We start from the raw sequence: 18,753 nt of genomic DNA on the forward strand, positions 1-18,753 counted from the left end.
GACCTGTCCTCCGGGGCGCCATCGTCAGTTCAGCCGCGCGCGCCGGCGCTTTGCCGAGATGACGCCGGACCAGAAGCCGCCCCAGCTCAACTCGCCGAACAGGCGGGAATATTCGATCTTCGGGCAGCGGTTCATCACGACGCGCAGGCCGGCGGCCTCGGCGCGTTCCGCCGCCTCGTCGTTGCGGACGCCGATCTGCATCCACACCGCCTTCGCCCCGGCGGCGATCGCTTCATCGGTGATCGGGCCGGCGGCGGCCGAGTTGCGGAACACGTCGACCAGGTCCGGCGTCTCGCCGAGCTCGTCGAGCGCGCCGGCGACCGCCATGCCGAGGATTTCGCCGCCGGCCTCGCGCGGGTTGACCGGCAGGACGCGATAGCCCTTGGCCTGAAGATATTTCGCCACGAAATAGCTCGGCCGGTTCCAGTTGGCGCTCAGGCCCACGATCGCGACCGAGCGCGCATCGCCCAGCACGCTGCGCAGATAGGCGTCGGTGTAGGCGTCGTGGTTCATGGGCGGGGGAAGCCTATGATGGCAGGGTCAGGGCGGTGCGCCGGGACCGGGTCGGCGAGACAAGGGTTGTACACCGCCGGCCCGCCCGGTTCGAGGGCGAAGTTATGGGTTGGCTCTCAGTGCCGGTTCAAGAACGCTCCTGGGCCTCCAGCGCCCGCCGGATTCGTGTGACGGCGGCCTTTAGCGGACTGAGATCCCGCCGGCAGGCTTGCCAGAGTATAGAAGGCTGGCTTCGGTGGTAGTCGTGACGCAGGACATTCCCGATGCTGGCTATCGCGCGCCAGTCGATCTCCGGTTCGCCGGCTTTCAGATCGTCGGGCAGGCGGCGGCTGGCTTCCGAGACGATTTCGAGGTTGCGTTCGACAAGCTGGCGGGTCCGCCGGTCGGCGCAAAAGCTGTCGAATGTATGGCCTGCGAGGTCATCTTCGATATTCGCGATGGCCTCAAGGATATGTTGGGCGTAAAACCGCCGGTCCGATCGCGTCAAAAGACCTGTACGGCGTCCCTGAGAACCCGTTCTCCAATTGTCGGTGCGATGCCTTCCCGGGTGACGATATCGACGTCATGCCCCAGCCGGTCGGAGAGGAAGTTCTTCAGGGAAGCGAGATCGACCAGGCTGAACGGGTAACCGGCTGCGACGTCGATCAGGATGTCGATGTCGCTGTCCGGCCCGGCTTCTCCGCGCGCCGCCGAACCGAACAGGGCCAGGGATGCCACGCCCCGCTGCCGAACCTCGCTTTCGGCGGCTTGCAGCCGTTCGAGCACGGTCTCCCGAAGCGGCCCGGCCCGGACATCCGGCATCGCGCCCGATTCCCGTTCGATCAGCATCCGCAGCGCTTCGCGGACAACCTCGCTGGCATTGTTGTATAGGCCGGACGCAACCTTGCGTCGGACAAATTCTTCCAAAGTTGCTGTAAGCGATACATTCATCGGCCCGCCTCCAGAATGGCGCACCGGCAAATATAACAAACATTGTCAAACTTTGCCATTGTTTGCCGACGAGCAGAATTCCAGGAGAAATTCCGGTCGAGCCCGAGAACGGTCAAATCGGTTTGTCCGGACTCCTCTATCGGCGCGTATTGCCCCTCACCTGTCCCGCCACACCGGCGCGCGTTTCTCCAGGAAGGCGTCGATGCCTTCGACGGCGTCTTCGCTCATCATGTCGCAGGCCATGTTGTGGGCGGCGAAGTCGTAGGCGTCCTCGAGATCGAGGCCGAGCTGCCGGTAGAACATCTTCTTGCCGCTGCGCGTCGTGACCGTCGACTTCGCGGCGATCTGGTCGGCGAGGTCGGCCGTGGCGTCGTCCAGTTCGTCGTCCGGCACTGCCCGGTTGATCAGGCCGATCTCGGCGGCCCGGGCGGCCGAGATAAACTCGCCGGTGAACAGCATCTCGAAGGCGTGCTTGCGCGCCACGGCCCGGGACAGCGCGACCGACGGCGTCGAGCAGAACAGGCCGTTGTTGAGCCCGTTGGTCGCGAAGATCGCCGTTTCGGCGGCGACGGCGAGATCGCAGGCGGCGACGAGCTGGCAGCCCGCCGCGGTCGCGATGCCCTGGACCTGGGCAATGACCGGCTGGGGCATCGTCGTGACGGTCTGCATCATGGCGCTGCAGCGGTCGAACAGGGCGGTGTAGTAGGCTCGGTCCGGCTGCGCGCGCATTTCCCTGAGATCGTGGCCGGCGCAGAAGGCGCGGCCGGCGGCCCGGATCACGACGACGCGCACCGCGCTGTCCTTCGCGGCGCTCTCCAGCGCGCTCTTGAGCGCATCCAGCAGGTCTTCCGACAGGGCGTTGTAGACGCGCGGCCGGTTGAGCGTGAGCGTGAGAACGCCGCGTTCCGACAGGTCCGGCAGCAGCACCGGTTCGTTCGGGGCGGCGGAGGCTGGGGATTTCGACGGTTCGGTCATGGCCCGGACCCCCCTCGTCCTTATCGATTCCCTCCGCCGGACTCATAGACCGATAGCAAGAATATGAAAAGCCGACGCCATGCCGCAATCGCGATGGCGCGCCGCGCGGCTGCCGGCGGGCCGCGTGCGCTCCCGAACTGCCGGGCATCATGGTCCGGGCGGCGTCGCGGGGTCTGGACAAGCGGCGCACCCGGGAGTGAAAATCGCAACCCGGTCAGCGAGGAGGCGAAGCGTGAAGAAGCCCGGCCCCGATCATCCGATTACCGTCGAGCCCGCTGCGGAAACGGTGACGGTCGTCTTCAACGGCAAGACGGTCGCCCGGTCGTCGCAGGCGCTGAAGATGCAGGAGGCGCACTATACGCCCGTCTACTATATACCGCTGGCCGATGTGGACCGGGCGGTCATGGCGAAGACCGCGCACCGGACCTACTGCCCCTACAAGGGCCACGCCAGCTACTACACGGTGACGGTCGGCATCGAGAGCGCGGAGAATGCGGTCTGGGCCTACGAGGAGCCGTACGAGGCCGTCGCCGCCGTCGCCGGCCACGTCGCCTTCTATCCCGACCGGGTGGATTCGCTGACCGCCGGCTGATTGTCGGCTGACCGGGGCAGCCCCGCCGCGCCGGCGCATAATCCCGCCGCCGTTGACGCCAAATATCCCGTAATATATAGTAGCTTGACAGTTACTTTATTTGAATCGTTCTAAATTATTTGTCGGCGCAGATCGGCCGGCAAGGCACTGATTGAATTCATTCGTATTGGAGGAATTGCAAAACGGGGGGCAGGTCATGGCGGAACCGGCAAGAAAGCTGAACGGTAACGATCGCTATCAAGTAATTGCCGACGAGTATCGCTCTCCAACCAAGAAAATCCGTCCCGAGTATTTCGTCATCGATGCCGACCGGCATATCATCGAACCGCCCGAGGCCTTTAACAAATATCTCGACAAGAAATATTCCGACGCCGCTGTGCAGGAAGTGCGAGACAATTTCGGCGCGACCCGGCTGATGATCGAAGGCCGTTTGTACCAGAAACCGAGAGGGCTCGGCAGCGGCCGGCCCGAGGGCACCTCCGATCACCGCCCGCGCGGGGTTTCCCTGAGCTATCGGGATGCCTGCGAACATGTCTACGCCAACCGGGACGAAGACATGGACCGCACGGGGATCGACGTCGCCCTGTGGATCCCGACGATGGGCGTGTTCCTGCCCGACGTCCTCGACTGGGACCTGCAATACGCCTACATGCGCAGCTACAACGACTGGATCGCCAACGACTGGGCGATCGGCAAGCGCCACTTGTGGTGCGCCTCGATTCCCCTGGATCCCGTCAATGCCGTGGCGGAAATCAAGCGGGTCGCGGAGATGGGGGCGAACGGGATCGCGCTGCGCCCCAACGTGATGCAGGACGTGCACTGGTGGGAGCCGGAATGGGATCCGGTCTGGGAGGCCATGGTGGACGCCGGACTGCCCGTGGTGTTCCATGAAGGGACCGGCACATACCACGCGTCCTACAGCACCGAATACAAGTTCAAGCACTACTGGTTGACCCACACGGTCTCGCATCCGTGCGAAATGGCCACCGGCCTGGTCGGGATCATCGGCATGGGCGTCCTCGCGCGCCATCCCGGACTGAGAGCCCTTCTGTGCGAGGGCGGCGCGACCTGGGTGCCGTTCTTCCTCGGACGGCTGGACGATCATTTCGAAGACCGGCCGGGCGAGAATATTTATATCGACAGGCTGCCCTCGGAGTATTTCAGGCAACAGTGCTGCATCTGTACGTTCGAACCCCAGGAACCGCTCCTCAAGGAGACGATGGAGTGGCTGAACGGCAGGAACATGGCATGCACCAGCGACTATCCCCACTGGGATTCGAGCGGTGTCAGCGGCGTCGAACAATATCTCAAATACTATCCGGATTTCGACGAGGAAACCCGGAACCGGTTCTTTTCTCACAACGCAATCGACGTTCTGGGAAACCTCTAGGAATGAGGCACGACCGAGACACGGAGAGGTAACGACTCACCGAAAGTTCGAACTGTACCTGAAACTATTGCGCTGGGAGGAAACGCAATGAGTACGACAGCATACATTCGCAAGACGACCGGTATCGTTGCGATAGGACTCGCGTTGTCGGTCGCGGCATCCGGTTCATGGGCCGCAGAGAAATTCCCCAACAGGCCGATCGACATAATCGCCAACTACGGCCCCGGCGGCGGCGCCGATCAATTCGTCAGGGCCCTCGCGCCGTTGTTGTCGAGAGAGCTCGGCGTAAAGGTCCAGCCGTCGAACGTCACGGGCGCGCAGGGCAATGCCGGCGTTCATGCGGTCGCAACGGCGAAGCCCGACGGTTACACCATCGGTTCGATCACCGCGTTTTCCGTTGCCTCGTGGCTGCAGGGGTACGGCAAGCTCAGGGCCAAGGACATGTCGTTCATCGGCCTCGGCCAGGTCACCGATTCCATGCTCTTCGTTCCGTACAAGAGCAAATTCAAGAACTTCAAGGAAATCCTGGCGTATGTGAAAGCCAACCCGGGCAAGATGAAGCTTGCACTTGGCGCCAGTTTCGGCGGTCCCGACGACCTCACCCTGAAGTATCTTGCGACCAAGGGTTACAAGTGGAAGCCGATTCCCTACGAGCTTCCGGCCGAACGGTATGCGGCGCCCCTGGGCGGCCATGTCGACATCATGTATGAGGAACCCGGCGACGTGCGGCAGTTCATCGACGCCAAGCAGATCCGGCCCGTTGTCGTGTTTTCCCCGGAGAAGAACCCCTACTATCCCGACGTTCCGAAGATCACGGACTTCGGCTTCGATATGTATCTGAAAAACTACCGGGCGATCATCACGGCCAAGGACGTTCCCGCGGATCGCCAGAAAATCCTGAGCGAAGCGCTGGGCCGGGCGTTCACCTCGCCCGAATTCAAGAAGTTCTGCGATCGGACGGCGACGTGTACGGCGCCCCGGAATCCCCAGGATACAAGGGCATTCATCGAGAACTACTACGGCACGATGAAGAAGTACTCCAAGCAGTTCGGAATTCCGACCAAGGAGTAGGACCGGACAACAGCCTGCGACATACGTCCGGGACCGGTGCGTGAAGTCCGCTTTGAGCCCCCCCTTCCGTTCTGCGGAAGGGGGGGTTCGGCTGCGTTGAGGGATTAGATTGGTCCAAATCAATTCAGTGTGGAAACAACTCGGCGTTCCGTTGCTCGTTCTGGGCGCCGGGTGCCTTGTCTTTTTCGCCCTGTTCACCGACGTGCATTTCGATGCCGACAGGCCCCATAACCCGGTGACCTGGCCGTCGATGATGACGATGGCGCTCATGGCGGTCGCCGGAGTCATGCTTCTCTGGAACCTGCGCAACCTGTGGAAGGAGCGCAGGAATTCGGCCGGCCAGCAGACGACCGCCGGAACGGCGCCGCCCGCTTCCGACGAGATCATCGGCGATGACGTCGTCGCAATCGTCGCCAGCGAGGGAGTGGAGGCAGGCGAGCACGACAACACGAAGATGGTCCTGGGATTCCTGGGAATTGTCGGATACGGCGTTGCCACCACATATCTCGGATTCGCGTTCGCGACCTTCCTGGTGATTCTCTACTGGCTCGTGATCAGCGGGCAGCGCCGGGTCTTGCCGATCCTGCTCACCGGCGTGGTCGCGACTTTGGTCTTCCTGTTCGTATTTCTCAAAATGGCCTACATGCCATTGCCCAAGGGTGTCGGTGTCTTTCACGACCTGACAATCGGGCTCTACCGCACATTGGGATTATTTTAGCATCGTCGCGAAATGACGAACGGCTCGAGATAAGGCACGGCGATGGACATCATTCCGAATTTGATTGCCGGAATGGGCAACCTCTTTCAGGTCACCAATTTTGCATTTCTTCTGGTGGGGTCGTTCATCGGTATCGTCGCGGGAGCTATGCCCGGCATTGCCTTCGTCAACGCCATGGCATTGGGTCTGCCTTTCGCCTATTTCATGACCCCCGTTTCGGCCATGCTGTTTTTGACCGGCATTTACGTCGGCGGCATATTCGGCGGTTCCATTTCGTCGGTTCTTTTGAACATACCGGGTTCGCCCGGGTCGTTGCCGGCGACGTGGGACGGCTATCCGATGACCAAGCAGGGGCGCTCGGCGAAAGCCCTTGGCATCGCCATCACCTGTTCGGCCATCGGCGGCATGGTCAGCGCGCTGCTGATGATTTTCTTCGCGCCGCCGTTCGCCCAGTTCGCCCTGACATTCGATCAGCCGGAGTTTTTTGCCGCGACCTTCCTCGGGCTCGTCACGGTGATATCCATCGCCAAGGGCAATATGCTTCCGGCGCTGCTGTCGCTTTTCGCCGGTCTCATCATTGCGACGATCGGAATCGATTACTTTTACGCCATGCCGCGTCTGACCTTCGGCTGGGAGGTCCTGGACAGCAGGGTCAGCTTCGTCGTGGCGATGATCGGAATGTTTGCGGTCGGTGAGGTTCTGTTTACGCTCACCCAGCACCTGAAAATCGGTCATCGCAACCTGGACAGGCACACCCAGCTCCCGTCTCTCAAAGAATTGTGGAAGCTGAAGGGCACGATCGCACGGGGCTCCGGTCTGGGGTGCATGATCGGCGTCATTCCCGGCGCCGGCGGCCTGGTCGGGGCGATCATTGCCTATGGCGTGGAGAAGCAGGTTTCGCCGCGAGGGGATAAATTCGGCACTGGCGTGGAGGAAGGGCTGGCGGCGCCGGAAACGGCGAAGAACGCGACCACGGGCGCGGCGACCATTCCCATGCTGACCCTGGGGATCCCGGGAAGCGCGGCAACCGCGATCATGATGGCGGCCCTCATGCTGAAGGGCGTGAACCCCGGCCCGATCCTGTTCGTGAGCGGCAAGGAACTGGTCTACACGGTCTTTGCCGGTTACCTGGTCGCCAATCTCCTGATCGTGGTCATGGGGCTGCCGATTGCGCGCGGCTTCTCGCTCATCATGAAGGTGCCGCCGGCAATTCTTTATTCGATGATCATCGTTCTGGCGGTGATCGGCGCGTTTGCCGTGCGCAACAACATCGCGGACGTCTATATCTGCCTGTTCTTCGGGGTCCTGAGCTACTTCATGAAGCGGTTCAACATTCCCACGACGCCTATGGTCCTGGGCATAATTCTGGGGCCGTTGGCGGAACGGTTTTACCTGACCTCCCTGGCCAGCTACGACACCGCACTGATCTTTTTCACCCGCCCGAAGAGCGGCGTGATCATGGCGCTCGCGATCGCATTCCTGCTGTGGTCCCTGTGGCCGTCCATCATGCAACTCGGCCGGACGATCAGAAATCGTATCGGCGGCCCGGCCTGACCGGGGGTATTAAAAACAGTCCGGAATTTTCAGGAAATGTCTTCCGGTTTCTGTTTCGGTATCACGAGTAGTTCTTCGACCCGCTCCTTCCGAATAACGTGCCTGAGCAGGATTTTGTCGATGTCCGCGCGGCTGGCGTAGCGATAGCGCACTTCCTCCGGCAGAATCATCATCATGGGGCCGACCTCGCAATAAAGATCGAGACAGCCGGCCGAATGAACCCGCACATGCGCGAGGTTCAGCTCCCTGACCCGGGCGATCAGGTAATCGCGAAGATCGGCCGAGCCGTTGAGGCCGCACGACCGGCGCGCGTCCGGGCTGCGCTGAAACGTGCAGCAAAAAATCTGGCAGCGATAGTCTCCCGGATAATAGGGCGTCGGATCGTCGACTATCGCTGTTTCGGCCCTTGGACCTTTCATCGCGGCCCATCTCTATCCGCCGCAATTTTCAGGAGACCGCTCTGCATGGAGCGCTATTCCCCGGTCGCCGGCGCGCCGGTCCGTTCACCACGCGCAATTCAGGTGGAAGGGTAGCGGCGGCGCTTCATACAGGTCTTCCGGCGGCAAACCGACGTAGCGAAGGTCGTCTTCGGTGATCGCCGGCATGGTCGGCTGCATGCCGTCATAGAACTTGGTGTTGACGAGCATGCGGCAGCAGCCGGCGCAGTAGGTATCGACGCCAAATTTCTCGGTAATCGATTTCAGGTTGGAATAAATATAGATCATTTCGCGAATGCTGGGCGGCATCTGGCCTTCCAGTGCCGTGCCCTTTAGCGGCACAAACACGAAAATAGTCGGAATTACCCCCATCGACGCCAGATGCTCGATGCCATCGACCGTTCTTTGCGCCGGCTCCAATCCGGCAAGCAGATTGGCGTTCGCCCGTCCGGTGCCGAAATTCTCGACAATGTGCCTGATCATCTTGTCATACTGATCGTGCCCCGGGACGCCGTCTTCGATGTCCTTTACCTTGCCGGGGCACAATTTGTTGAACAGTTGCGGGTCGTAGATTTCGTAGTTGTACCCCACCATGTCGGCGCCGGCTTCGAACAGCATGTCGGCGTATTTTTCTTCTCTGGGCGGCGCGATCGTAAGGCGCAGCCAGTTGTCCGGAAACGCGTCCTTGATCGGCCTGAGGAATTTGGCATGCACCTTCGCGCCCCGGTCCGGTCCGGCCGTCGTGCCGCCGGCAAAAACCGGGCCGTGCCGGAAACCGGGGTGTTTACGGGCTTCTTCCAGGGTTTCGAGGAAATCGTCGATGCGTTTCGGATACGGATCCCGTCCGGATTCCAGGTTCTCGTCGATCCCGCAAAACCGGCACTCGGTGCCTTCGAACTCCTTGAGGAAATGACCGAAATAAACGCATTGCGGAAAGATCGTGGAACCTCCGAAGTCGCCCGCATGAGGCATGATCGACCGCATGGAATGGCCGTTCGAGGTCTTCTTGTCGTAATAGCCGGGAGTCGCCGGCAGGGTGCAATTCATCAGCCGTTCCGGTTCGGCGTCCTCCTCCATGCAAATCCAGCGACCGTCCTCTTTCAACCGGGCCGGCTTCTTCCCGATGAAAAACTGGCCGTCGCCATCGACCTCCAATGTGAAAGGCGTGCCGTCCTCGAAATGCTCGTTCACGGCGGCGCCGTGCGGCAGGCCGACATAGACCTTTCCCGGTGTCAGGATGATGTCGAGGGCGTGTTTTCCGACCGCGCCGACCGCATGATCGATCTTGAGGGATTTTCCGATTTCCTCACTGGCAGCCGGTGAAATTCGCAAGCCCTGGCTGAGCAGTTCAAGTTTCAAAATGACCGGGTGGTACAGCACGCCAATCTGCTGCGGTATCAGGTCTGCCCGCCGTAAAATCCTATTCATGACTAATAAATCCCGATCCGAAGAAAATAGGGACTACGTACTATAATGTAGTTTCGGGCAATTTGTAACCGAATTGTCCCGGAACCGGTTTGGCAATCCGATTTCAGATGCCGGATCCGGTCCATAGGATCGGCGGTTGTTCATCCAACAGGCCCGACGCTGATTCGAAGGCTGCGGCGACCCGAACGATCAGGCTTTCGTCGTTTCGGTCGCCGACGATCTGCATGCCGATCGGCAGGCGGTCGGCGCTCAGGCCGCACGGCAAGGCGATGCCGGGCAGTCCGAGGTAACTTACCGGTACGGTGAAACGGCGATGATCGCCTGACAGGTCCGGCGGGTCGTCAATGCCCGCATGCATGCCGGGAAATACCGGCGTCAGCAGGCAATCGACATCGGCGAAAAGGTCCGCGGCAGCGCGCCGGTGCTGCCGCCGCTCGGCGACGAGCCGGTCGTAGCGGCCCGGAACCGCCTCGCGGGCCCTGGCGATATCCCGGTGCACGATCTCGCCGAACAGGGACGGGTCGGCACGGTCGTACTCGTCCGCAATCGCCTCGGCGAACTCGTGAAAAATGATTTCAGCCAGCCGGGCGGCATCGAGGGTTCTGCTGAGGAGGGGCGCGCCGACGAATCTGACCTGCGCGCCCAGGCTTTCGAAAGCGGCAACCGCGCCCGAAATGGCTTCGGCGACTTCGGGATCGAGCTCTGCGAACGAAAATCCGTCGACGAGGCCGAGACGCAATCCGTCGATTCCCCGGTGCAGGTCCCGCGCGAAATCCTCCTGCGGCAGGTCGAGCGAATTCGGGTCGCCGGGATCGTGGCCGGCCATCGCCGTCAGCAACGCGGCGGCGTCGGCAACCCGGCCGGCAATCGGCCCTGCCGTTCCGAAACTCCAGCACCTCGGAAATATCCCGCGGCTGCTGACCCGCCCATAGGTCGGCCGGATTCCGACGACGCCGCATCGCGACGCCGGCCCGCGCACGGAGCCGCCGGCATCGGTGCCCGTCCCGCCGAGGCAAAGCCGCGCCGCCACCGCAGCGCCCGTGCCGCTCGACGAGCCGCCGGGGTCATGGCGAAGCGACCAGGGATTTCGGGTATTCCCGAAGTGGGGATTGAAGCCGCCTTTGCCGCCGGCGGCGAATTCGTTCATGTTGGCCTTGCCGAGGATGACCGCGCCCGCCGCCTTCAGCCGCGCAACCGCCGCCGCATCCCGTTCGGCGATGCGCGCTGCACCCCGGGCCCCGTACAGCGCGGACCCGACGATTGTCGGATATCCGGCGACGTCCGTATCGTCCTTGACGACGATTGGAATGCCGTGCAGCGCGCCCCGGTCGAGGCCGTTTTTCAGTTCGGCGTCCAACGCTCCCGCTGCGGCGATGGCAAGATCGTCGTCGACCGCGATCAACGCGTTGAGCTGAGGCTGCAGCCGGTGGATTCCCTCCAGGAAATGCCGGGTCAACCCATAGACGCTGAAGGCGCCCGACCGCAGTCCGGCGCCAGCCTCGGCAATGCTCGTCGGCCAGCCTTCGGCGCTCTTGGTCGCGATGGCTCAGACCCTCGTCGATAACCGGCCGTTCCGCATGGAGCGCCGTTCCGCCGCCGTTAATGCTTGACTCGCCATGCGAAAGGACTTTTGATAATCCGTACTATATAGCACATGGAAATGCCTTGATGGTCACGGCATCGTGCAGAGGATACGGATCGGGTGTCGTCATGGGCGAGACAGCAGCACAACAGAACGGGAATGATTTTTACCACGCGGTTGCCGATTCATATCGTCAATCGTCGAAAACGGTGGGTAAGGATTTTTTCGTTTTTGACGGCGACCGCCATCTAATCGAGCCGCTGGAAGCCTTCACCAAGTATCTGGACAAGGATTTCCAGGATCAGGCGCCGTATGTGGCGGTCGATAACGGCGGCGGTATCCGGTTTGTTGTCGAGGGGCGCATGTACCAGAAGCCGCACGGCTGGGGCGTGGGCCGTCCGGAAGGCAACTCGGACTACCGGCCGCGCGGCGTATCCCTGACGCGGGACGAAGCCGTCCAGCATGCCCTCGACAAGCGTGACGAGGACATGGACATCACCGGCGTCGATATCGGCATGTGGATTCCCACGGGCGGCCTTTTCCTGCCGGACGTGGTCGATATCGACCTGCAATACGCCCTCATGCGGGCGCTGAACGACTGGACCGCCAAGGACTATTGCGTCGGTAAGCGCCACCTGTGGTGCGGCGCCATTCCGCTCGAGCCCGGGCGCGCCGTCGCCGAGGTCAAGCGGTGCAAGGAACTGGGCGCGTCGGCCATGTGGCTCCGGCCCAATGTCATGCAGGACGTGCGCTGGTGGACCGAGGACTGGGATCCCGTATGGGAAGCCATGACGGACAACAACATGGCGCTCCTGTTCCATGAGGCGACCGGCACCTACAACGCGACCCACAGCGCCGACTACAAGTACGACGTCTACTGGATGGCGCATGTGGCGTCCCATCCGCTGGAAATGTGCGGCGCGCTCATCGCTATCATCGGCTACGGCGTCCTGCAGCGCCATCCCAGGCTGAACGTCATGATGTGCGAAGCCGGCGTCACCTGGGTTCCCTACTTCATCGGCCGCATGGACGAGCATGTGGAATCCCGTCCGGCCCATGAACTGAACCTGGACATGCTGCCGTCCGATTACTTCAAGCGCCAGGTCTGCATCTGCGCCTTCGAGGACGACGAGCCCCTGCTGGCCGAGACAATGGCTCTCTGGGAAGGCAGGAACATGGGATACACCAGCGATTATCCGCACTGGGATTCCAGCGGCATCAGCGGCGTCGAACGCTACCTCAACGAGTTTCCGGACATCAGCCCGGAACACAGGGAACTGTTCTTCTCTCGGAACCTGATCGACGTGTTCAATCTGAAACCCGACGACTGAGATCCGGGCCGGGCGCGGCAGTCCCTGGGGCCGCGCCCGCTTTTTTTCCATGTTGGACGAAGAAATCGTCGGTCCGGTTACCGCCCGGGTTGCCGAGTGGGCGGCCGGTCTCGCCTATGGCGACATACCGTCGAATGTCGTCGAATTCACCAAGCGGTCGATTCTGGACGGCATCGGATGCGCGGTGCGCGGCCTCGAGTTCGAAACCGGCGCCCTGATCCTCGACTATGCCCGCAGTCTCAGTGCCGGAACGCCGGACGCCGGCGTCTGGGGAACCGGCATCGATCTCCCGGTTCGTACAGCGGGGCTCGTCAACGGAACGGCGGCGCACGCGCCGAACATCGGCGACTCTTTCAACGCGCATCCTGTTCACACCAACTACCTGATGCCGCAGGCGGCGATCGCCGTGGCCGAAAAAGAAGGGCTTTCCGGGCGCGATGTGATTGCGGCCTGCGTCGCCGGCACGGAAGTCTGCCTTCGGGCGGCGGTGGCGACCGACGTCAGCGGGCGCGGCGGATATTTCGATTCGGACGGCAGGGGCTGGCAAGCGACGGGTGCGCTCGGCGCCATCGGCACCTCGGTGGCTACGGCGCGTCTGCTCGGTCTGGATCCGGGCAGAATGGTTCAGGCCCTGGTGCTCGGCGGCACGCAGCTGGCGGGGGTCTACCGTCCGTCGGGCGGCCATATGGGAAAATCGCTGTTCGCCGGCAAGGCCGTCGCCGGCGGTATCGAAAACGGCTATGTCGCCCGGACCGGGTTCGTTGCGGGATACCGGCTTTATGAAGACGGACTTTGTTTCGGATCGGGGATCGTTTCTCCAAACTATAATCTGGCAGAAGCGGCTGCCGGTCTCGGCGCGGTGTGGCGCTCGCGGGAAGTGGATTTTTGTATCCATCCCGCAAAGAAAACCTTCAATGCCAATATCGATTCGCTGCTTGAGATTCTGCGCAAGGAACGATTGAAAGCCGGCGATATCGCCCGCATAGATTTGTTGTCTGCCTATGTATCGGCTCACGGCCATGAAGAATTCCGCGAACCGAAAAATTCGACGGAAGCCTTCAATAACCTCCGCTATATCGCTGCAGCAACGGCCATGGACGGCGACTATTGGTTCGATCAATTGTCAGAGGAGAAATTTACAGATCCCGATATCCTTCGTTTCGCATCGGAGAAAGTGAGGATCGTCCGCAGCCCGGAACTGGAGCGGCTGACCGGCCGGTCATGGCCCGGCGGCGCCGAGGTCACGACGACGGACGGTCAAAGCCACCATGTCCGTTTCACGGCGCACAAGGGCGAAATTACCAATCCTTTGACCGGGCCGGAGCTGGAAGCGAAGTTCCGCCGGATGACCGAACGCTTCGATACCCGCTGGGCCGACCGGGTCGTCGATGTCGTCGACAAGCTGGAGACACTCGACGATATGCGGGACCTGAAAGCGGCGCTCCGGCCGGATTCGGTGCGCGGTTAAATCGTATACGGATTCGCCGGGGCGTCCTGTGACCTCTTTTGGCTCTATGCCTGCTTTTCGCCCAATACCAGAAGCCGCCGGTTGGGCGGCAGGTAAACGAGGTGGTAGGAAATCGGCCCGTCCCGATAGCCGTAGCTCTGGATATGAAAGACCATGCCGACCGAGTCTTCGGGGAGGCAAAGGCTTTCGCATACGTCGCGGGGAAACGCCTGGCACGCAACCCTTTCGCTGAGCCGCAGAGTCGGCGTTCCGAACCTCGACCTCAGGATTGCACGGATGTAGGTGCCGCTGAGTTCCCTGACCGGCATGTCGAGAAGATCGCCATACTTGTCGCCGGAGACGAAGAAATGGCTGACGGCGCGGAATTCGTCGTTCACGTCGACGGCGCGCTTGATGCAGACATAGAACGGGCTTTCGCCCAGGAAAGCCGCCCAGGGCTGCTCGCCCTTGACCCTCTCTATGCCGACGACTTCCTGGCGGACCGGCAGGATCGTCTTGCCGTCGTCGTCCATGAATTTCAGATGCCAGGGGCCAAGAAGCGATTGCGGGCCGTTTACGAAAGTGCCGCGGTAATGTTTGCGAATGATGGCGCCCTGGTCATACAGGCGGCTCAGGGCTTTTTGGATGGTTCCGAGACTTGCGGGCAAAACCTCGGCCATGTCGGCTTCCGACGGTAACTTGTCGCCCGGCTTCCAGATACCCGCTTCGATCATGTGCGACAAATGCGTGGCAAGCTGGGCATATTTGGGTTGCTTCAAGACGTTTGGGTCGTTCTCTTCCTCGATCATCTGCAACAGATTTTTGAGCGCGTCGTTCGGCATTGGACCTGCAATTCCCCGACCCTCTTAAGGATGCTCCCCGAGCCACGGTGCCCGGCCCCTACCTACCCGTTTTGGAGACGCGAAGCAAACGATGCTAGATAGTTGACGGTTAGGATCCGGGGACCTGGCGCATGCAAGACCTCGCATTCAATCCTTATCTCGCGTTCGGATGGTCGGTGTTCGCGGGATTTGTCATGGCCATGGGCGGCGGCGGCGGCGGCATTCTCGCGGGCATCGGTCATATTTCTGTTCTCGGGATCGGCGATCCCAACATGATCAAGGCCGTCAATCAGATCCTCGAGTTCATCAGCCGCATCTTCTCGGTCCCCATCTATCAGCGCCAGAGACGCATCGTCTGGCCGCTCGCTCTTGCGTTCGCAATCGGTGCGCCTTTGGGCGCCATCGCGGGTTCGTGGTTCTCGAAGAACTATCTTGGCGACATGGCCGACTACCGGCCCGTATTCGGCGGCCTCGTGGCTCTGGTCGCGGCGCGGGTGTTGTACGAGGCCTGGACCAGGTCGCCGTCGCGCGCGGCGCGCAAGGCCGAGGCTGCCTCGGAGCGGGTGCGCCAGGCGCAGATCGATGCCGAGTCCGGCCACGCGCCGGCCGGCCACGCGCCGAAGACCCTGTCGATCGCCTGGAACCGGGTGCGCATCGCCTTCGCCGGCGAGGAGTTCGACTTCAAGCCCCTGGGCGTCGCCGCCGGCGCTTTCGGTATCTCGTTCCTCGGCGCCTCGGTCGGCGTCGGCGGCGGCTTCCTGGTAACACCGTTCATGGCGACGATCCTGCTGTTTCCGATGTACCTCGTGGCCGGTACGGCGCTGGTCGCCCTGATGGTCCCGCTGATGGCCAGCGTCCTCGCCTACATCGCCATGCATGTCCATATCGACTGGTGGCTGGTCGGGATCGAAGGCAGCGGGATCATGATCGGGTCGCTCCTGGGGCCAATGCTCAACCGCTATATCAACGAAAGGCTGCTGAAGCTTTACGTCGCGATCATTCTATTCGCCATCGGTCTGTATTATCTGATCTAGGCCTGCGGTATCGATCGTAATTTTCAGTTAATTCAGAAAGACTGCAAACCGGCCCGGAACCCGGAAATTGCCCGTCCGGCTGCACAGTGGAGGCACTCATGAAAGCGGTTATCGTCAATCGGTTCGGCGGTCCGGAGGTTATGGAAATGGCCGACCTGCCCGTGCCCGCGGCGGCGCCGGGCTGGGTCGTCGTCAGGGTTTCGCACGTCGGCATCAATTTCAAGGACATCTATCTCAGGACCGGCGTCTACAAGGCCCGGCCGACCGGGCCTTCGGGCATCAGCTACGAGCCGAGATTCCCGTTCACCCTGGGGCTCGAAGCGTCCGGCGTGGTGAGCGAGGTCGGCGAGGGCGTCGATGACGTCAGGCCCGGCGACAGGGTCTGCTTCCAGGAGGGCATCGGCGCCTATGCCGAATTCGTTGCCGTTCCGGCCTGGCGCTGCGCACCGGTGCCGGACGGCGTTTCCATGGAGCTGGCGGCGGCGGTTCCGCTCCAGGGCGGGACGGCCCACTATCAGTGCCACGGGTTCACCACCCTGGGCCCCGAAAGTTCGTGCCTGGTTCATGCCGGGGCCGGGGGAGTCGGGCATATCCTGATCCAGCTCGCCAAGCACCAGGGCGCCCGGGTGTTCACGACCGTCGGCAGCCCCGAGAAAGCCGCCTTCGTGCGAAGCCTCGGCGCCGACGTCGTGATCGAATACCGGCATCAGTCCTTCCTCGATATCGTGAAAGAGGAAACCGGCGGAGCGGGGGTCGATATCGTCTGGGATTCGGTCGGTATCGCGACCATTCACGACAGCATCAAGTGCGCCCGCAGGCGCGGCATCTGCATTCTGTTCGGGTCGGTCTCCGGGCAGGTTCACGCCGTCGAGCCGCTGGCGCTCGGCGCTGCCGGCTCGGTCCTGCTCACGCGCAGCCACCTGGAACATTTCACCAGCAATGCCGAGGAGGTCCGCACGCAGGCGCGGGAACTCTTCGACGGCATTCTCGAAGGCTGGCTGAAGGTGACCATCGACCGGGTCCTGCCGTTCGGGGACTATGCGGAAGCGCAGCGGGTGCTCGAGGATCGTGAGAATATGGGCAAGGTTCTGCTCAGGGTGTCGGACGATTGACCCGGATCGACCCGTCGTCCTGAGCGGCGCTCCGGAGAGCGCGGATCGAACGGCGCTTCACGCCACCGTCAGCACGAACTTGCCGATATGGTCCCCGGCCTCCAGCGCGGCGTGGGCGGCGGCGGCGTCCTTCAGGTCGAACGTATCCTGGATGACCGGCGCGATCCGCCCGGACTCGAGCAGGGGCCAGACGTCCGCGCGCAGGCCGTCTGCGATCGCCGCCTTGGCCCCGACCGATTGCGGCCGCAGCGTCGAGCCGGTGAAGGTCTGCCGTTTCATCATCAGCAGGCCGAAATTCACCTCGGCCTTCGCGCCGCCGAGCAGGGCGATCGTGACCAGCCGCCCATCCAGGGCAAGGCACTTCTGGTTGCGCGGGACATAGGGGCCCGCAACCATGTCCAGGATAACGTCGGCGCCCCGGCCGCCGGTCATGTCGTTGACGATATCGACGAAGTCCTCGTTGCGGTAGTTGATCGCGCGCGCCGCGCCCAGCTCCTCGCAGGCGGCGCATTTGTCGACCGTGCCGGCGGTCGCGAGCACCGTCGCGCCGCGCGCCGCGGCGACTTGGATCGCCGTGGTGCCGATGCCGCTGGCGCCGCCGTGGACCAGCAGGGTTTCGCCGGATTGCAGCCGGCCGCGCATGAAGACGTTGGTCCAGACGGTGAAGAAGGTCTCCGGCAGCGCCGCCGCCCGCACCATGTCGTAGCTTCGGGGAACCGGCAGGCAATGCGCCGCCGGCAGGGCGCAATATTCGGCATAGCCGCCGCCGGGGGCGAGGGCGCACACACGGTCGCCGACGGCGACTCCCGCCGCCCCGTCTCCCAATGCGGCGATTTCCCCGGCGACCTCTAGGCCGGGCAGGTCCGACGCGCCGGGCGGCGGCGGATAGCTGCCGGCGCGCTGCGCCAGGTCCGGCCGGTTCACGCCCGCCGCGGCGGTCCTGATCAGAACCTCGCCGTCGCCCGGCGCGGGAACAGGCCGGCGAGCGGGCTTCAGCACCTCCGGTCCGCCATGCTCGGTTATCTCGATCGCAGTCATCGTGTCGGGCAGGCCGGCGGGCAGGGCGGTCATCGGCGCGGTCTCGCGGTCGTTGAACGGGGATGCAGCGACCGATAGCAGATCGCCGCTGCGGAATCAGCATTTGATCGGGCGCACCCGCCCGCTACACTGGCCGCGGCAATCGAGGAGCCGGACCATGCCCCAATCAATTCCCGGGCCCCCCGCCAATCTCAGCTTCAGCCATGTCGGCTTCTACGTTCACGACCTGCCGAAGATGGAGGCCTTCTACACCCGCGTGCTCGGCTTCGTGGCGACTGACCGCGGCATCGCGCGCGGCGCGCCCATCGTGTTCCTGAGCCGCGACCCGAAGGAGCATCACCAGATCATCCTGGCCGAAGGCCGCACCGGCGGCCCGGAGGCGCGGGTCGTCAACCAGGTCGCGCTGCGCGCCGGTTCGCTCCAGGACCTGCGCGACATGGCGGACATCCTCGAGGACGAGTCCGAGGTCAGTCAGATCGACCCGATCAACCACGGCAACGCCTGGTCGCTCTATTTCCGCGACCCGGAGGGCAACCGCATCGAGGTCTTCGTCGATTCGCCCTGGTATGTCGAACAGCCGCTGATCGAGCCGCTCGATCTGTCGATGAGCGACGACGAGATCCACGACCGGACCCGGTCGGCCTACGGCGACTCACCGACCTTCCGGCCGGCCGAGGAATGGCGCGCGGAATTCGGCGAGAAGCTGCGCGCGGCCGGCCTGCCGGTCTGAGGCCGCGGGGCGGGCTGTCTGCGGCGGAT

At 62.8% G+C, this 18,753-nt stretch carries 19 protein-coding genes; 10 read left to right on the forward strand and 9 right to left on the reverse strand.

All coding sequences use genetic code 11. The features are described 5' to 3' along the window. Positions 1–24: 24 nt before the first annotated feature. The 4 genes from OXM58_18050 to OXM58_18065 form a co-directional block, all read right to left on the reverse strand. The gene (locus OXM58_18050; protein MDE0150263.1) at positions 25–513 is read right to left on the reverse strand and encodes a CoA-binding protein; all 489 of its coding nucleotides are present in this window, start codon (positions 511–513) and stop codon (positions 25–27) included. 127 nt (positions 514–640) lie between these two features. Beyond that, a complete protein-coding gene (locus OXM58_18055; GenBank protein MDE0150264.1) occupies positions 641–1,000 on the reverse strand; it encodes a DUF86 domain-containing protein in 360 nt (119 codons plus the stop codon). Continuing rightward, a complete protein-coding gene (locus OXM58_18060) occupies positions 997–1,443 on the reverse strand; it encodes a type II toxin-antitoxin system ParD family antitoxin (protein ID MDE0150265.1) in 447 nt (148 codons plus the stop codon). Before OXM58_18060 ends, OXM58_18055 begins: the two co-directional genes overlap by 4 nt. A gap of 156 nt (positions 1,444–1,599) precedes the next feature. Further along, the gene (locus tag OXM58_18065; protein ID MDE0150266.1) at positions 1,600–2,418 is read right to left on the reverse strand and encodes an enoyl-CoA hydratase; all 819 of its coding nucleotides are present in this window, start codon (positions 2,416–2,418) and stop codon (positions 1,600–1,602) included. 232 nt (positions 2,419–2,650) lie between these two features. Between OXM58_18065 and OXM58_18070 the strand changes: the two genes are divergently transcribed. The 5 genes from OXM58_18070 to OXM58_18090 all read left to right on the forward strand — a co-directional run bounded on the left by OXM58_18070 (position 2,651) and on the right by OXM58_18090 (position 7,743). Then, a complete protein-coding gene (locus OXM58_18070; protein MDE0150267.1) occupies positions 2,651–3,010 on the forward strand; it encodes a DUF427 domain-containing protein in 360 nt (119 codons plus the stop codon). A gap of 196 nt (positions 3,011–3,206) precedes the next feature. Continuing rightward, entirely contained in the window at positions 3,207–4,400 is a 1,194-nt protein-coding gene (locus OXM58_18075) for an amidohydrolase family protein (protein MDE0150268.1), read from the forward strand. A gap of 87 nt (positions 4,401–4,487) precedes the next feature. Next, positions 4,488–5,471: a tripartite tricarboxylate transporter substrate binding protein gene (locus tag OXM58_18080; GenBank protein MDE0150269.1), complete on the forward strand. Its 984-nt coding sequence runs from the start codon at positions 4,488–4,490 to the stop codon at positions 5,469–5,471. 151 nt (positions 5,472–5,622) lie between these two features. After that, a complete protein-coding gene (locus OXM58_18085) occupies positions 5,623–6,189 on the forward strand; it encodes a tripartite tricarboxylate transporter TctB family protein (GenBank protein MDE0150270.1) in 567 nt (188 codons plus the stop codon). A 42-nt stretch (positions 6,190–6,231) separates the two neighbouring features. Next, positions 6,232–7,743 (forward strand): tripartite tricarboxylate transporter permease, encoded by a 1,512-nt coding sequence (locus tag OXM58_18090; protein MDE0150271.1) that lies wholly within the window; start codon positions 6,232–6,234, stop codon positions 7,741–7,743. A gap of 29 nt (positions 7,744–7,772) precedes the next feature. Here the strand turns inward: OXM58_18090 and OXM58_18095 are convergent, their stop codons facing one another. From OXM58_18095 to OXM58_18105, 3 genes are all read right to left on the reverse strand, one after another. After that, positions 7,773–8,162: a (2Fe-2S) ferredoxin domain-containing protein gene (locus tag OXM58_18095; GenBank protein ID MDE0150272.1), complete on the reverse strand. Its 390-nt coding sequence runs from the start codon at positions 8,160–8,162 to the stop codon at positions 7,773–7,775. An 84-nt stretch (positions 8,163–8,246) separates the two neighbouring features. Then, positions 8,247–9,608: a hypothetical protein gene (locus tag OXM58_18100; protein MDE0150273.1), complete on the reverse strand. Its 1,362-nt coding sequence runs from the start codon at positions 9,606–9,608 to the stop codon at positions 8,247–8,249. 103 nt (positions 9,609–9,711) lie between these two features. Further along, the gene (locus OXM58_18105) at positions 9,712–11,064 is read right to left on the reverse strand and encodes an amidase (protein MDE0150274.1); all 1,353 of its coding nucleotides are present in this window, start codon (positions 11,062–11,064) and stop codon (positions 9,712–9,714) included. 335 nt (positions 11,065–11,399) lie between these two features. On the opposite strand from OXM58_18105, the gene OXM58_18110 reads away from it, so the two are divergent. Both OXM58_18110 and OXM58_18115 read left to right on the forward strand, forming a co-directional pair. Then, positions 11,400–12,521: an amidohydrolase family protein gene (locus OXM58_18110; protein MDE0150275.1), complete on the forward strand. Its 1,122-nt coding sequence runs from the start codon at positions 11,400–11,402 to the stop codon at positions 12,519–12,521. 49 nt (positions 12,522–12,570) lie between these two features. Further along, entirely contained in the window at positions 12,571–13,989 is a 1,419-nt protein-coding gene (locus tag OXM58_18115; GenBank protein MDE0150276.1) for an MmgE/PrpD family protein, read from the forward strand. Between the two features lie 44 nt (positions 13,990–14,033). Here the strand turns inward: OXM58_18115 and OXM58_18120 are convergent, their stop codons facing one another. Then, entirely contained in the window at positions 14,034–14,810 is a 777-nt protein-coding gene (locus tag OXM58_18120) for a GntR family transcriptional regulator (protein MDE0150277.1), read from the reverse strand. A 131-nt stretch (positions 14,811–14,941) separates the two neighbouring features. Between OXM58_18120 and OXM58_18125 the strand changes: the two genes are divergently transcribed. Beyond that, positions 14,942–15,844: a sulfite exporter TauE/SafE family protein gene (locus OXM58_18125; protein ID MDE0150278.1), complete on the forward strand. Its 903-nt coding sequence runs from the start codon at positions 14,942–14,944 to the stop codon at positions 15,842–15,844. 98 nt (positions 15,845–15,942) lie between these two features. Then, positions 15,943–16,956, forward strand: a complete 1,014-nt coding sequence (locus OXM58_18130; protein MDE0150279.1) for a quinone oxidoreductase — start codon at positions 15,943–15,945, stop codon at positions 16,954–16,956. Positions 16,957–17,013: 57 nt separating this feature from the next. On the opposite strand, the gene OXM58_18135 is transcribed toward OXM58_18130, so the two are convergent. Further along, positions 17,014–18,027 carry an NAD(P)H-quinone oxidoreductase gene (locus OXM58_18135; GenBank protein MDE0150280.1) on the reverse strand — a complete coding sequence of 338 codons (1,014 nt, stop codon included), beginning with the start codon at positions 18,025–18,027 and terminating at the stop codon, positions 17,014–17,016. A 124-nt stretch (positions 18,028–18,151) separates the two neighbouring features. On the opposite strand from OXM58_18135, the gene OXM58_18140 reads away from it, so the two are divergent. Then, the gene (locus OXM58_18140) at positions 18,152–18,724 is read left to right on the forward strand and encodes a VOC family protein (protein ID MDE0150281.1); all 573 of its coding nucleotides are present in this window, start codon (positions 18,152–18,154) and stop codon (positions 18,722–18,724) included. Positions 18,725–18,753 lie beyond the last annotated feature (29 nt).

It is taken from the genome of Rhodospirillaceae bacterium (assembly GCA_028819475.1).
Taxonomy (GTDB): Bacteria; Pseudomonadota; Alphaproteobacteria; order Bin65; family Bin65; genus Bin65.